Source organism: Neorhizobium galegae (genome assembly GCF_021391675.1).
GTDB classification, from domain to species: domain Bacteria; phylum Pseudomonadota; class Alphaproteobacteria; order Rhizobiales; family Rhizobiaceae; genus Neorhizobium; species Neorhizobium galegae_B.
Window position 1 is genome coordinate 3,345,627 of record NZ_CP090095.1, and the last position, 13,550, is coordinate 3,359,176.

11 protein-coding genes are annotated in these 13,550 nt (G+C 62.9%); 10 read left to right on the forward strand and 1 reads right to left on the reverse strand.

The window, feature by feature from the left end; all coding sequences use genetic code 11:
- Nucleotides 1–139: 139 nt before the first annotated feature.
- The 10 genes from LZK81_RS16670 to LZK81_RS29260 all read left to right on the forward strand — a co-directional run bounded on the left by LZK81_RS16670 (nt 140) and on the right by LZK81_RS29260 (nt 13,187).
- On the forward strand, nt 140–2,602 hold the full coding sequence (locus tag LZK81_RS16670; RefSeq protein ID WP_046624756.1) for a glycogen/starch/alpha-glucan phosphorylase: 2,463 nt from the start codon (nt 140–142) through the stop codon (nt 2,600–2,602).
- Nucleotides 2,602–4,812 carry a 1,4-alpha-glucan branching protein GlgB gene (gene glgB, locus LZK81_RS16675; protein WP_233953972.1) on the forward strand — a complete coding sequence of 737 codons (2,211 nt, stop codon included), beginning with the start codon at nt 2,602–2,604 and terminating at the stop codon, nt 4,810–4,812. The genes LZK81_RS16670 and glgB overlap by 1 nt, the downstream gene beginning before the upstream one ends.
- A 20-nt stretch (nt 4,813–4,832) precedes the next feature.
- Entirely contained in the window at nt 4,833–6,095 is a 1,263-nt protein-coding gene (gene glgC / locus LZK81_RS16680; protein ID WP_046604547.1) for a glucose-1-phosphate adenylyltransferase, read from the forward strand.
- Between the two features lie 6 nt (nt 6,096–6,101).
- Nucleotides 6,102–7,559: a glycogen synthase GlgA gene (gene glgA, locus LZK81_RS16685; protein ID WP_233953973.1), complete on the forward strand. Its 1,458-nt coding sequence runs from the start codon at nt 6,102–6,104 to the stop codon at nt 7,557–7,559.
- A gap of 2 nt (nt 7,560–7,561) precedes the next feature.
- Entirely contained in the window at nt 7,562–9,190 is a 1,629-nt protein-coding gene (locus tag LZK81_RS16690; RefSeq protein WP_233953974.1) for an alpha-D-glucose phosphate-specific phosphoglucomutase, read from the forward strand.
- 4 nt (nt 9,191–9,194) lie between these two features.
- Entirely contained in the window at nt 9,195–11,141 is a 1,947-nt protein-coding gene (glgX, locus tag LZK81_RS16695) for a glycogen debranching protein GlgX (protein ID WP_233953975.1), read from the forward strand.
- A 135-nt stretch (nt 11,142–11,276) separates the two neighbouring features.
- Nucleotides 11,277–11,762, forward strand: a complete 486-nt coding sequence (locus tag LZK81_RS16700; protein WP_233953976.1) for a MaoC family dehydratase — start codon at nt 11,277–11,279, stop codon at nt 11,760–11,762.
- A gap of 5 nt (nt 11,763–11,767) precedes the next feature.
- Nucleotides 11,768–12,826, forward strand: a complete 1,059-nt coding sequence (locus LZK81_RS16705; RefSeq protein ID WP_233953977.1) for a DUF2332 domain-containing protein — start codon at nt 11,768–11,770, stop codon at nt 12,824–12,826.
- Entirely contained in the window at nt 12,823–13,062 is a 240-nt protein-coding gene (locus tag LZK81_RS16710; protein ID WP_052758963.1) for a hypothetical protein, read from the forward strand. The genes LZK81_RS16705 and LZK81_RS16710 overlap by 4 nt, the downstream gene beginning before the upstream one ends.
- Nucleotides 13,059–13,187 (forward strand): hypothetical protein, encoded by a 129-nt coding sequence (locus tag LZK81_RS29260; protein ID WP_255393569.1) that lies wholly within the window; start codon nt 13,059–13,061, stop codon nt 13,185–13,187. The genes LZK81_RS16710 and LZK81_RS29260 overlap by 4 nt, the downstream gene beginning before the upstream one ends.
- Nucleotides 13,188–13,197: 10 nt before the next feature.
- Here LZK81_RS29260 and LZK81_RS16715 read toward each other — a convergent pair whose 3' ends face one another.
- Nucleotides 13,198–13,506: a hypothetical protein gene (locus LZK81_RS16715; RefSeq protein ID WP_046604540.1), complete on the reverse strand. Its 309-nt coding sequence runs from the start codon at nt 13,504–13,506 to the stop codon at nt 13,198–13,200.
- Between the last annotated feature and the right edge of the window lie 44 nt (nt 13,507–13,550).

Here is a 13,550-nt window from a genome sequence, read left to right on the forward strand (position 1 = left end):
GTCTTGTCCGAGCGATACACGCAAAGATAAATCGGTCATTGCGCAGTGTCATAACGGTGCATAAACTGTCCTTATACATCTTGCCAGATGGACTGAATCGGACGCCCTTCCTCCCGCTCCCCCAGAAAGTTGGCGACATATGAATACTACGTCTTCTCCGGTCGAAATTCCTCAGCCGGCCCCCCGCAGCTCCCGTCCCGAGATCATGGCGGAAGAGATCATCGAGCGCCTGACCTACCGTATCGGTAAGGACGCAAAGGTGGCCAAGCCCCACGACTGGCTGACCGCCACCATCCTGGTGGTGCGCGACCGCATCATCGACACCTGGATGGAATCGACCCGCAAGGTCTATCGGACCGGCGGCAAGCGCGTCTATTACCTCTCGCTCGAATTCTTGATCGGCCGCCTGATGCGCGATGCCGTCAGCAATATGGGCCTGATGCAGGAAATCCGCGACGCGCTGTCTTCCCTCGGTGTCGACATTGACGTGATTGCGGTTCTCGAACCCGATGCCGCACTCGGCAACGGCGGTCTCGGCCGCCTCGCTGCCTGTTTCATGGAGAGCATGGCGACCGTCGACATTCCGGCCTACGGCTACGGCATCCGCTACGTCCACGGCCTGTTCCGCCAGCAGATGGCCGACGGCTGGCAGGTCGAGCTTCCGGAAAGCTGGCTCGCCCACGGCAACCCCTGGGAATTCGAACGCCGCGAGAGCTCCTACGAGATCGGTTACGGCGGCACGGTCGAGACGGTCGGCGGTTACGACGAGACGCCGCGCTACGTCTGGAAGCCGGCCGAACGCGTCATCGCCATGGCCTATGACACGCCGGCCGTCGGCTGGCGCGGCAAACGCGTCAACACGCTGCGCCTCTGGTCGGCACAGCCGATCGACCCGATTCTATTGGATGCCTTCAACGCCGGCGACCACATCGGCGCGCTGCGCGAAAGCAACAAGGCCGAAAGCCTGACCCGCGTCCTCTATCCGGCCGACGCCAACCCGGCCGGCCAGGAGCTGCGCCTGCGCCAGGAGTTCTTCTTCTCCTCGGCCTCGCTTCAGGACATCCTGCGCCGTCACCTGCAGCAATATCCGGACTTCACCAACCTGCATGAGAAGGTCGCGATCCAGCTCAACGACACCCACCCGGCCGTGTCGATCGCCGAGCTGATGCGCCTGCTGACCGACATCCACGGCATGGATTTCGAGCAGGCCTGGTCTGTCACCCGCCAGACCTTCTCCTACACCAACCACACGCTGCTGCCCGAAGCACTGGAAACCTGGCCGGTGCCGCTGTTCGAGCGCCTTCTGCCGCGCCACATGCAGATCGTCTATGCGATCAACGCCTTGATCCTGATCGAGGCGCGCAAGCAGAAGAGCTTCTCCGACACCCAGATCCGCGCGATCTCGCTGATCGACGAAAGTGGCGACCGTCGCGTCCGCATGGGCAACCTTGCCTTTGTCGGCTCCCATTCGGTCAACGGCGTCTCGGCCCTGCATACGGACCTGATGAAGGTCACGGTCTTCGCCGACCTGCACACGATGTATCCGGCCCGCATCAACAACAAAACCAACGGCATCACCCCACGCCGCTGGCTGATGCAATGCAACCAGGGCCTCACCTCGCTGATCCAGGAAGCGATCGGCGACGAGTTCCTCGACAATACGGACGCCTTGCAGGGGCTCAACGCCCATGCCGACGACCCGGCCTTCCAGGAGAAGTTCGCCGCCGTGAAGCGGGCCAACAAGGTGCAGCTCGCCAACCTCGTCGGCAGCCGCATGGGCATCCGCATCGATCCGTCGGCGATGTTCGACATCCAGATCAAGCGCATCCACGAATACAAGCGCCAGCTGCTCAACATCATCGAGGCCGTCGCCCTCTACGACCAGATCCGCTCGCATCCCGAGATGGACTGGGTCCCGCGCGTAAAACTGTTCGCGGGCAAGGCGGCGCCGAGCTATCACAACGCCAAGCTGATCATCAAGCTCGCCAATGACGTGGCGCGCGTCATCAACAACGACCCGGCCGTCCGCGGCCTGCTCAAGGTCGTCTTCGTGCCGAACTATAACGTCTCGCTCGCCGAGATCATCGTTCCGGCCGCCGATCTTTCCGAGCAGATCTCGACCGCCGGCATGGAAGCATCCGGCACCGGCAACATGAAGTTCGCGCTGAACGGCGCGCTGACCATCGGCACGCTCGACGGTGCCAACGTCGAGATGCGCGATCATGTCGGCGAGGAGAATATCGTCATCTTCGGCATGACTGCCGACGAGGTCGCCAAGGTCCGTTCCGAGACCTACCAGCCTCGCGCCATCATCGAGAAGTCACGGGAACTTGCACAGGCGCTCAACGCCATCGCCACGGGCGTTTTCTCGCCGGACGACCGTTCCCGCTTCACGACCCTCACCGACGGCATCTACAATCACGACTGGTTCATGGTCGCCGCCGATTTCGACGCCTATGCCGACGCCCAGCGTAACGTTGACCAAATCTGGTCCGACCCTAAATCCTGGTATTCGAAGACAATTCGCAATACCGCCCGGATGGGATGGTTCTCCTCGGACAGAACTATTCGTCAGTATGCGTCTGAAATCTGGAGAGCCTGATGAAAAAATCGCCGCGCATCGATGACGGGAGAGCCCCTGGGGAGATTCCGTTATCCGAGATCGAGGCGATTTTGGAAGGCAGGCATACCAATCCCTTCGCCGTCCTCGGGCTTCACAAGCTCGGGGACGGTTTCAGGGTCCGTTGCTTCGTTCCGGGTGCCGAGGCCGTCACCGCACTGTCGCTCGGCGGTGCCGAACTGGGCGAAATGACGCGCCGCCACGATGCCGGATATTTCGAAGGCGTCGTCAACGCCACCCACCTCCAGCCGATCCGTTACCGCGCCCGCCGCGGCGATGACGAATGGGCGGTGACGGACCCCTATACGTTCGGCCCGGTGCTCGGCCCGATGGACGACTATTTCGTCCGCGAAGGCTCGCATCTGCGCCTGTTCGACAAGATGGGCGCCCATGCCCTGAAACACGAGGGCGTCGAAGGTTTCCACTTCGCCGTCTGGGCGCCGAATGCCAAGCGCGTTTCCGTCGTCGGCGACTTCAACGGCTGGGACGGCCGACGGCACGTCATGCGGCTGCGAGTGGATACCGGCATCTGGGAAATCTTCGCCCCCGACATCAGGCCGGGCGCCGCCTACAAGTTCGAAATCGTCGGCAAGAACGGCACCGTCCTGCCGCTGAAAGCCGACCCTTACGCCCGCCGTGCCGAGATGCGCCCCGACACCGCCTCGGTCACCGCACCGGAACTCTCCCAGGCATGGGACGATGCCGCCCACCGGGAATTCTGGGAAAAGGCAGACCACCGCCGCCAGCCGATCTCGATCTACGAGGTGCATGCCGGCTCCTGGCGCAAAAAACCGGACGGCTCCTTCCTCTCCTGGGACGATCTCGCCTCGGAACTGATCCCCTATTGCACCGACATGGGCTTCACCCATATCGAGTTTCTGCCGATCACCGAACATCCCTTCGATCCGTCCTGGGGGTACCAGACGACCGGGCTTTTCGCCCCGACGGCCCGCTTCGGCGAGCCGGAAGGATTCGCCCGCTTCGTCAACGGCTGCCACAAGGTCGGCATCGGCGTCATTCTCGACTGGGTGCCGGCGCATTTCCCGACCGACGCCCACGGCCTGCGTTTCTTCGATGGCACCGCTCTTTACGAGCATGCCGATCCGCGCCAGGGTTTCCACCCGGACTGGAACACCGCGATCTACAATTTCGGCCGGCTCGAAGTGCTTTCCTACCTCGTCAACAACGCGCTCTACTGGTCGGAGAAATTCCATCTCGACGGGCTGCGCGTCGATGCCGTCGCCTCCATGCTCTATCTCGACTATTCGCGCAAAGAGGGCGAATGGGTGCCGAACGAATATGGCGGGCGCGAGAACCTCGAAGCGGTGCGCTTCCTGCAGAAGATGAACTCGCTTTCCTATAACGCCCATCCGGGCGTGATGACGATCGCCGAGGAATCGACCTCCTGGCCAAAAGTCTCGCATCCCGTACACGAGGGGGGCCTCGGCTTCGGCTTCAAGTGGAACATGGGCTGGATGCACGACACGCTGAGCTACCTGCAGCGCGAGCCGATCCACCGCAAACACCACCACAACGAACTCACTTTCGGCCTCATCTACGCCTATTCCGAAAACTTCGTCCTGCCGCTGTCCCACGACGAAGTGGTGCACGGCAAAGGCTCGCTGATCGCCAAGATGGCCGGCGACGACTGGCAGAAATTCGCGAACCTGCGGGCCTATTACGGTTTCATGTGGGGTTATCCCGGCAAGAAGCTGCTGTTCATGGGTCAGGAATTCGCCCAGTGGAGCGAATGGAGCGAAGCCCGCTCGCTCGACTGGAACCTGCTCCAGTACCATCCGCACGAGGGCATGCGCCGTTTGGTCCGCGATCTCAATTTCTGTTACCGCTCCAAACCCGCGCTGCATGCCCGCGACTGCGAGGGCGAAGGTTTTCAATGGCTGATCGCCGACGATGCGGAAAATTCCGTCTATGCCTGGCTGCGCATGTCGCCGGGAGAAAAGCCGGTGGCGGTGATCAGCAATTTCACCCCCGTCTATCGTGAGAATTTCCGTATTCCCTTGCCAATCGAAGGCAGATGGCGGGAAATCTTGAATACCGACGCCGAGATCTACGGCGGCAGCGGCAAAGGCAATGGCGGTCGCGTTCAGGCTGTGAACGCGGGAGGAACCGTTCAGGCCGAAGTCACGCTGCCGCCGCTGGCGACGATCATGCTCGAACTGGAACAAGCATAAGGGACCTTGGGAGGGAAACGATGAACGAAAAGAGAATTCAGCCCCTGTCGCGCGATGCAATGGCCTATGTGCTTGCCGGCGGCCGAGGCAGTCGCCTGAAGGAACTCACCGACCGCCGCGCCAAGCCGGCCGTCTATTTCGGCGGCAAGGCGCGCATCATCGATTTCGCACTGTCGAACGCGCTGAATTCCGGCATCCGGCGCATCGGGGTGGCGACGCAGTACAAGGCCCATTCGCTGATCCGCCACATGCAGCGCGGCTGGAACTTCTTCCGGCCCGAGCGCAACGAGAGCTTCGACATCCTGCCCGCCTCCCAGCGCGTCTCCGAGACGCAATGGTATGAAGGCACCGCCGACGCCGTCTTCCAGAACATCGATATCATCGAGGCCTACGCCCCCGAATACATGGTCATCCTCGCCGGCGACCACGTCTACAAGATGGACTACGAATACATGCTCCAGCAGCATGTGGATTCCGGCGCCGACGTAACAGTCGGCTGCCTCGAGGTGCCGCGCATGGAAGCCACCGGCTTCGGCGTCATGCATGTCAACGAGAAGGACGAGATCATCGCCTTCGTCGAGAAGCCCGCCGATCCGCCCGGCATTCCCGGCAATCCCGGTTTTGCGCTCGCCTCGATGGGCATCTACGTCTTCCACACCAAGTTCCTGATGGACGTGCTGAAGCGCGACGCCGAAACGCCCGGCTCCAGCCGCGACTTCGGCAAGGACATCATCCCCTATATCGTCGAGCACGGCAAAGCCGTCGCCCACCGTTTCGCCGATAGCTGCGTCCGGTCCGATTTCGAACGCGAACCCTACTGGCGCGACGCCGGCACGGTCGACGCCTACTGGCAGGCCAATATCGACCTGACGGAAATCGTTCCGGGGCTTGATATCTACGACAAGTCCTGGCCGATCTGGACCTATGCGGAAATCAACCCGCCGGCGAAATTCGTCCATGACGACGAAAACCGCCGCGGCTCGGCGACCTCCTCGGTCGTATCGGGCGACTGCATCATCTCCGGTTCCTCGCTCAATCGCAGCCTGCTCTTCACCGGGGTGCGTGCCAATTCCTATTCCCGCCTGGAGGGCGCGGTCGTGCTGCCGAACGTCCGGATCGGAAGACGCGCGCAGCTTCGCAATGTCGTCATCGATCACGGTGTAACCATTCCGGAAGGCCTGGTGGTTGGCGAGGATCCCGAAATCGATGCGAAGCGTTTCCGCCGCACCGAAAACGGCATCTGCCTGATCACCCAGACGATGATCGACAAACTGGACCTGTAACGCGTTATGGAAGTGCTTTCGGTTGCGTCAGAAGTCTATCCGCTGGTCAAGACCGGTGGACTTGCCGATGTGGCCGGGGCGCTGCCGCTGGCGCTGAAGGGCCACGGCGTTTCGGTCAAGACGCTGATGCCCGGTTACCCGGCGGTGATGCGGGCCGTCAAGGACGCGAAAGTCGTTATCAGCTTCGAAAACCTGCTCGGCGCCAGAGCTGATGTCCTGGAAGTCGAGCATCAGGGGCTCGATCTCCTGATCCTCGATTCTCCCGTCTTCTTCGATCGCCCCGGTGGACCCTACGTGGATGCCACCGGCAAAGACCATTTCGACAACTGGCGTCGTTTCGCTGCGCTATCCAAGGCCGGCGCGATGATCGCGCAAGGGGCCATGGCGGACGGCATTGAGGGCTGGCGGCCTGACATCGTCCATGTGCACGACTGGCAGGCTGCCATGGTGCCGGCCTACATGCGCTATTCCGATGAGCCGGAAGTGCCGACGCTCATCACCATCCACAACATCGCCTTCCAGGGCCAATACGGCGCCGACATCTTCCCCTATCTCGAGCTGCCGGCGCATGCCTTCGGCATCGAAGGCGTCGAATATTTCGGCGGCGTCGGTTTCCTGAAGGCCGGCCTGCAGACGAGCTGGGCGATTTCGACCGTCAGCCCATCCTATGCCGAGGAAATCCTCACTCCGGAATTCGGCATGGGGCTGGAAGGCCTGCTGACCATCCGCCAGGGCGATCTCCACGGCATCGTCAACGGCATCGACGCCGATATCTGGGACCCGGCGACCGACCCCGCCGTAAAAACCCATTACAATGCGACGACGCTGAAGACCCGCGCCGGGAACAAGCGGGCGGTCACCGAACGCTTCGGCCTCGACCGGGAGGCCGGACCGCTCTTCTGCGTCATCTCGCGCCTCACCTGGCAGAAGGGCATGGACCTGCTCGCCGAAACGCTCGACGATCTCGTTGCGATGGGCGGACGGCTCGCCGTGCTCGGCTCCGGCGACCGGGCGCTCGAAAACGCCTTCCATGCCGCCGCCAAGCACCATCCCGGCAAGGTCGCGGTGCTCTCCATCTATGACGAGCCGCTCTCCCACCTGATGCAGGCGGGCTGCGATGCGATCGTCATACCCTCCCGCTTCGAGCCCTGCGGTCTCACCCAGCTCTACGGCCTGCGCTACGGCTGCATTCCGGTCGTCGCCCGCACCGGCGGCTTGAACGACACCGTCATCGACGCCAGCCACGCGGCGGTCGCCGCCAAGGCTGCGACGGGCGTCTCCTTCGGCCCCGTCACCACCGACAACCTGCGCCGGGCGCTTCGCCGCACCGTTGGCCTCTACCATCAGCCGAAGGTCTGGACGGGGATGCAGAAGCAGGGCATGAAATCCGACGTCTCCTGGGAAAAGAGCGCCGGGCTTTACGCCGAGCTCTACAAGACCCTCATTGCCAAAAAAGGATCATGACCATGATCAAGACCGTTTCGACGACACCCTTTCAGGATCAGAAGCCGGGCACGTCCGGCCTGCGCAAGAAGGTTCCCGTCTTTGCGCAAGTGAACTACGCCGAGAACTTCATCCAGTCGATCTTCGACAGCCTCGAAGGCTTCGAGGGCCAGACGCTGGTGATCGGCGGCGACGGCCGCTATTACAACCGCGAAGTCATCCAGAAGGCGATCAAGATGGCCGCCGCCAGCGGCTTCGGCAAGGTCATGGTCGGCCAGGGCGGCATCCTCTCCACCCCCGCCGCCTCAAACATCATCCGCAAATACAAGGCCTTCGGCGGCATCATCCTCTCGGCCAGCCACAATCCCGGCGGGCCGACCGAGGATTTCGGCATCAAGTACAATATCGGCAATGGCGGCCCGGCCCCGGAAAAGATCACCGACGCGATCTTCGCCCGCTCCAAGGTCATCGATACCTATAAGATCGCAGAGGTCGCCGATCTCGATCTCGATGCGATCGGTACTTTCGACGTCGCCGGCATGACGGTCGAGGTGATCGATCCGGTCGCCGACTATGCCGAACTTATGGAACAGCTCTTCGATTTCCCATCGATCCGCGCGCTGATCGCCAGCGGCGTCAATGTCGTCATCGATTCGATGGGCGCCGTCACCGGCCCTTACGCCACCGAAATTCTCGAAAAACGCCTCGGCGCCCCGGAAGGCTCGGTGCGCAACGCCGTGCCGCTGCCGGATTTCGGCGGCCACCACCCGGACCCGAACCTCGTCCATGCCAAGGAACTTTATGACGACGTGATGAGCCCAGACGGCCCGCATTTCGGCGCCGCTTCCGACGGCGACGGCGACCGCAACATGATCGTCGGCAAGGGCATGTTCGTCACCCCCTCAGACAGTCTCGCGATCATCGCCGCCAATGCCACCGTCGCCCCCGGTTACGCCCGCGGCATCGCCGGCATCGCCCGCTCCATGCCGACCAGCGCCGCCGCCGACCGCGTCGCCGAAAAGCTCGGCATCGGCATGTACGAGACCCCGACCGGCTGGAAATTCTTCGGCAACCTGCTCGACGCCGGCAAGGCGACCGTCTGCGGCGAGGAAAGTTTTGGCACCGGCTCCGACCACGTGCGCGAAAAGGACGGCCTCTGGGCCGTGCTCTTCTGGCTGAACATCATGGCCGCGCGCAATGAAAGCGTCGCCGAGATCGTCAAGTCGCACTGGGCCGAATACGGCCGCAACTACTATTCCCGCCACGACTACGAAGAAGTCGATTCTGAAGCCGCCAACCTGCTGATCACCGCCCTGCGCGACAAGCTGGCGTCGCTGCCCGGCCAGTCTTTCGGCGCGCTGAAGGTCGCTACCGCCGACGACTTCGCCTATCACGACCCGATCGACGGTTCCGTCTCCAAGAACCAGGGCATCCGCATCCTCTTCGAAGGCGGCTCCCGCGTTGTCTTCCGCCTCTCCGGCACCGGCACTTCGGGCGCGACGATCCGCGTCTATGTCGAGCGCTACGAGCCCGAACCGTCGCGCCACGCGATCGACACCCAGGAGGCGCTCGCCGACCTCATCACTGTTGCCGACCAGATTTCCGATCTGCGCAAGAGGACAGGCCGCGACAAGCCGACCGTGATTACCTGAGCCTATGGCAAAAACGGCGATCCAGGGCGGCGTGACTTTGACGGCAGACGGCGCGGATTTCGCCGTCTGGTCGCACCATGCCGAGCGCATCGAACTCTGCCTCTTCGACGCCGAGGGAAAGAAGGAAACCGCCCGCCACCGGCTGGTGCGTGGCCGCGACGATATCCACCGCATCTCGGTGCCGGCGCTCGGTGCCGGCGCCCGTTACGGCTACCGCGCCTGGGGCGCCTACGATCCCGACAACGGCTCCTGGTTCGATTCGTCGAAACTGCTGGTCGACCCCTATGCCCGCGAACTCGATCGTCCCTTCCGGCACGATGCCCGGCTCACGATGTTCGGCGTCGATACCGCCGATCTGGTGCCGAAGGCGGTCGTCACCCGCGATCCGCTCGCCAAGATCGGCCGGCCGATCCTGCCGCCGGGCGGCTTCGTCTACGAGGTCGCGGTAAAACCCTTCACCATGCTTCATCCGGCGATCCCGGAAAAACAGCGCGGCACGGTCGCAGCCCTTGCCCATCCTTCGATCATCGCGCACCTCAAGAAGATCGGCGTCGATGCCATCGAACTGATGCCGATCACCGCCTGGATCGATGAACGGCATCTGCCCCCGCTCGGTCTCACCAACGGCTGGGGCTACAATCCGGTCGCCTTCATGGCGCTCGATCCGCGCCTCTGCCCCGGCGGCATCCGGGAACTGCGCGAGACGGTCGCAACGCTGCACCAGGCCGGCATCGGCACAATCCTCGATCTCGTTTTCAACCATACCGGCGAGAGCGACCGCTTTGGCGCGACGCTCTCCATGCGCGGCCTCGACAACCGCTCCTATTACCGCCATGTCCACGGCGAACCCGGCCATCTGGTCAACGATACCGGCACCGGCAACACGGTCGCCTGCGACCACCCTTACGTCCGCCGGCTGATCATCGACACGCTCCGCCATTTCGTCGTCCATGCCGGCATAGACGGTTTCCGCTTCGACCTCGCCCCGATCATCGGCCGCACGGAAAGCGGTTTCGAGGCCAAGGGCGAGACGCTGAAGGCGATGATCTCCGACGAGGCGCTGAAGGACCGTATCCTGATCGCCGAGCCCTGGGATATCGGCCCCGGCGGTTACCAGCTCGGCAATTTCCCAGAACCCTTCCTCGAATGGAACGACCGCGCCCGCGACGACATGCGCCGCTACTGGCGCGGCGACCAGTGGACGACCGGCGCGCTTGCGACAAGGCTCTCCGGCTCATCGGATATCTTCGAAAAGTCCGGCCGCAGCCGCACCGTCAACTTCCTCGCCGCCCATGACGGCTTCACCCTGATGGACCTCGTCTCCAACGAGCATAAGCACAACGAGGCGAACGGCGAACAGAACCGCGACGGCCATGGCGAGAATTTCTCCTGGAACAACGGCGTCGAAGGTGAAACCGACGATGTGACTATCCTCGAGAACCGCCGCCGCGATGCCGCGGCCCTCATCTCCACCCTGTTTGCCAGCCGCGGCACGGTCATGCTGACCATGGGCGACGAAGCCGGACGCAGCCAGCGCGGCAACAACAACGCCTATTGCCAGGACAATGCGATCACCTGGTTCGACTGGAGCAAGATCGACAAGACGCTGATCGAACACACCGCCATGCTCGCCGCGCTTCGAAAGCGCTTCGCGGTCTTTTCGGAAACCTCCTTCTTCACCGGCAACGGCGATATCGAATGGCTGTCCGCCTCCGGCAAGCCCATGGAGGTCGGCGACTGGGAAAATCCCGGCAACCCGGTGCTCGGCATGGTGCTGAAGACGCTCGACCGGCAGACCGACAAAGACGCCCGCATCGCCATCCTCTTCAACCGCGGCCACGAGCAGGTAAGCTTCGCGCTTCCCGGCTGGGGATGGAAACATTTCGCCTCCCGCGAACTGTGGAATCAGGTGCTTCCCGCCCGTTCGGTACGTTTCTGCATCGAGGATTGACGCGCCGCAAAAATCGCTCGCCAACCAAGGCAAACCCTGTAAAGTCCGCCAGCCATCAAAGCAGTTCCGGGAAAGTATCAAGCGGTATTCCGTCGGGAATTGCGCCAGCTTTCTGGAAGAAATCAGTGAGGTCGCATGCGTGAAATTTCGCTAACCGAGGTCGCGGGTCTGGTTGGCACGGAAGTCGGCGTATCGGATTGGCTCACGGTGGATCAGCCGATGATCGACCTCTTCGCCAAGGCCACCCACGACCACCAGTTCATCCATGTCGATCCGGAGCGCGCAGCTGCCGAAAGCCCCTTCGGCGGCACCATCGCCCACGGCTTCCTGACGCTGTCGCTGCTGTCCGCCATGAACTTCGACTGTGTGCCGAGGATCCGCGAACAGATGATGGGCATCAACTACGGTTTCGACCGCATCCGCTTCATGTCGCCAGTCAAAAGCGGGAGCCGCATCCGCGGACATTTCACGCTGGCCGAAACCCGCTTCCGCGGCGCGGGCATGCTGATGACCACCTACGATATCTCGATCGAGATCGAGAACGAGAGGAAACCGGCGCTGACGGCCATCTGGATCACCATCATCCAGTTCGATCCGAAGGACCGGCCCGAAGGAGTGTAACCGCCATGGCGTCCGAAGAGGAGATCAGGCAGGCGTTCCGTGAACAGATCGTCGGCGGCCAAATCCTGGGGTCACCCTTTACCGCACGCCTCGGCAAGTTGATGCTCGAACATCTCGACCGTTCGACCGAAGTGGGCAGGCGAATTTTGAGCTGGGAACGAGATCCTGCCACACGCGGCGACCTGGTGCCGACGCGCCTCGCCGGCGCCCTGCATGCGCTGGTCATCGATGGCAAGGACGATCGCCTGAAGGCAGCCTATCCGCCGAACGATGTGAACGACGACGTGCTTTGGACGGCGATCGCCACAGCCTTCGAAACACATGAAGCCTTCATTCTCGAGCGCCTGAATTTCGCCCCGCAGACCAACGAGGTGCGCCGGTCGAGCGGCCTGCTCGCGGGCTTCCTCACCGTCGCCGATCTGTTCCGCAGGCCGCTGATCCTGTCGGAATTCGGCGCCAGCATGGGCCTCAATCTCAATTGGGACCGCTACCATTACGATCTCGGCGGTTTCCTCTGGGGCGATCCGTCCTCGCTGGTTCGGCTGAAGCCCGATTGGCAGGGTCCGCCCCCGCCTGATGTCGAGATCACCGTTACGGACCGCGCCGGCTGCGACCTCAACCCGCTCGACCCGAACTCGCCGCAAGACAGCCTGCGGCTACTATCCTATATCTGGGCCGACCAGATGGACCGAATGGAACGCACGCGAGCGGCGCTGCAGATCGCCAGGGAGCACCCGGCTCTGGTCGAAAAGGGCGATGCGCTTGCCTGGCTGCGCGACACGCGGCTGAAGATGCTCGTGCCCGGCACCGTCCATGTCGTCTACCATTCGATCGCCTGGCAATACCTGCCGCCGGAAGCCCGCGCTGCGGGCGAGGCAATCATCGCCGAGGCCGGCAGCCGCGCCACCGAAGACGCGCCGCTTGCCCGCCTGCAGATGGAAATGGACGACGATCCGGCCGGCGCAGCGCTCAGCCTGCAGATCTGGCCGACCGGCGAGACCCGGGAACTCGGCCGCATCGATCCCCATGGTCGCTGGGTAAGGTGGAAGGGTTGGCAAGCTTGAGCGACCTGAATCCTGCCGAGATCGAGCAGACGAAACTTCTGGCGAATGCCTTCGATCGAGCGTCCACGGCGTGCATCACGGTCGGCGTCGTTACGCCGGTGGCGGCGATGCTCTATGGCATTGGCAATGTAGGTACCCAGTTCGGTTTCGCCGTGGTAGGATACTTTGTGGGTTGGCTTATGATCGCGGTATTCCTACATTACCTGGCGAGGCTAACCCTGAGGAGACTGGCATGACGGCAGAATGGCTTTTCGTCTCATTCGGAATGCCTGCCATTATCGGGATCGTCGCCTATACGGCGTATCGCCTGCACGAGTGGGATCTCGACCGCAAGCACAAACCCCGCCAGCCCGGCGAGTGATCCGCGCTACCTAAGCCCCCATTTCCATCAGCACGAAACCGATGAGCGGCAGCAGCGCCGCGCCGATCGCGAGGTGGGCGGTGCGGGTCGGCGTCAGGCCGACGGCCGCGCCGGAAATGCCGGCCCCGATCAATCCGGCTATCGGGATCGAGAGGCTCCGGTCGATTCCCGGCGCGAAGAAGGCGATCGCCCCGGCGACCGACGCGCAGGCGCCGATCAGCGCACCCTTCCAGATCTCGATTCCGGCAAGCTTTGCGGCAATCGCCCCGCCGATCACCGCCGCAACGACGGCAATTGCCATCAGTGTGAATTGTCCCATGACATCCTCCCCATTCTCATGAGGAGAGTGAGGTTCTGTAAGAT

What these genes read in the sequence shown, in the direction of transcription:
- LZK81_RS16715 (WP_046604540.1), bottom strand. Translation starts at nt 13,506, where the DNA reads ATGGGACAATTCACACTGATGGCAATTGCCGTCGTTGCGGCGGTGATC.
- glgC (WP_046604547.1), top strand. Translation starts at nt 4,833, where the DNA reads ATGAACGAAAAGAGAATTCAGCCCCTGTCGCGCGATGCAATGGCCTAT.
- LZK81_RS16670 (WP_046624756.1), top strand. Translation starts at nt 140, where the DNA reads ATGAATACTACGTCTTCTCCGGTCGAAATTCCTCAGCCGGCCCCCCGC.
- glgB (WP_233953972.1), top strand. Translation starts at nt 2,602, where the DNA reads ATGAAAAAATCGCCGCGCATCGATGACGGGAGAGCCCCTGGGGAGATT.
- LZK81_RS16690 (WP_233953974.1), top strand. Translation starts at nt 7,562, where the DNA reads ATGATCAAGACCGTTTCGACGACACCCTTTCAGGATCAGAAGCCGGGC.
- glgX (WP_233953975.1), top strand. Translation starts at nt 9,195, where the DNA reads ATGGCAAAAACGGCGATCCAGGGCGGCGTGACTTTGACGGCAGACGGC.
- LZK81_RS16700 (WP_233953976.1), top strand. Translation starts at nt 11,277, where the DNA reads ATGCGTGAAATTTCGCTAACCGAGGTCGCGGGTCTGGTTGGCACGGAA.
- LZK81_RS16705 (WP_233953977.1), top strand. Translation starts at nt 11,768, where the DNA reads ATGGCGTCCGAAGAGGAGATCAGGCAGGCGTTCCGTGAACAGATCGTC.
- LZK81_RS29260 (WP_255393569.1), top strand. Translation starts at nt 13,059, where the DNA reads ATGACGGCAGAATGGCTTTTCGTCTCATTCGGAATGCCTGCCATTATC.
- glgA (WP_233953973.1), top strand. Translation starts at nt 6,102, where the DNA reads ATGGAAGTGCTTTCGGTTGCGTCAGAAGTCTATCCGCTGGTCAAGACC.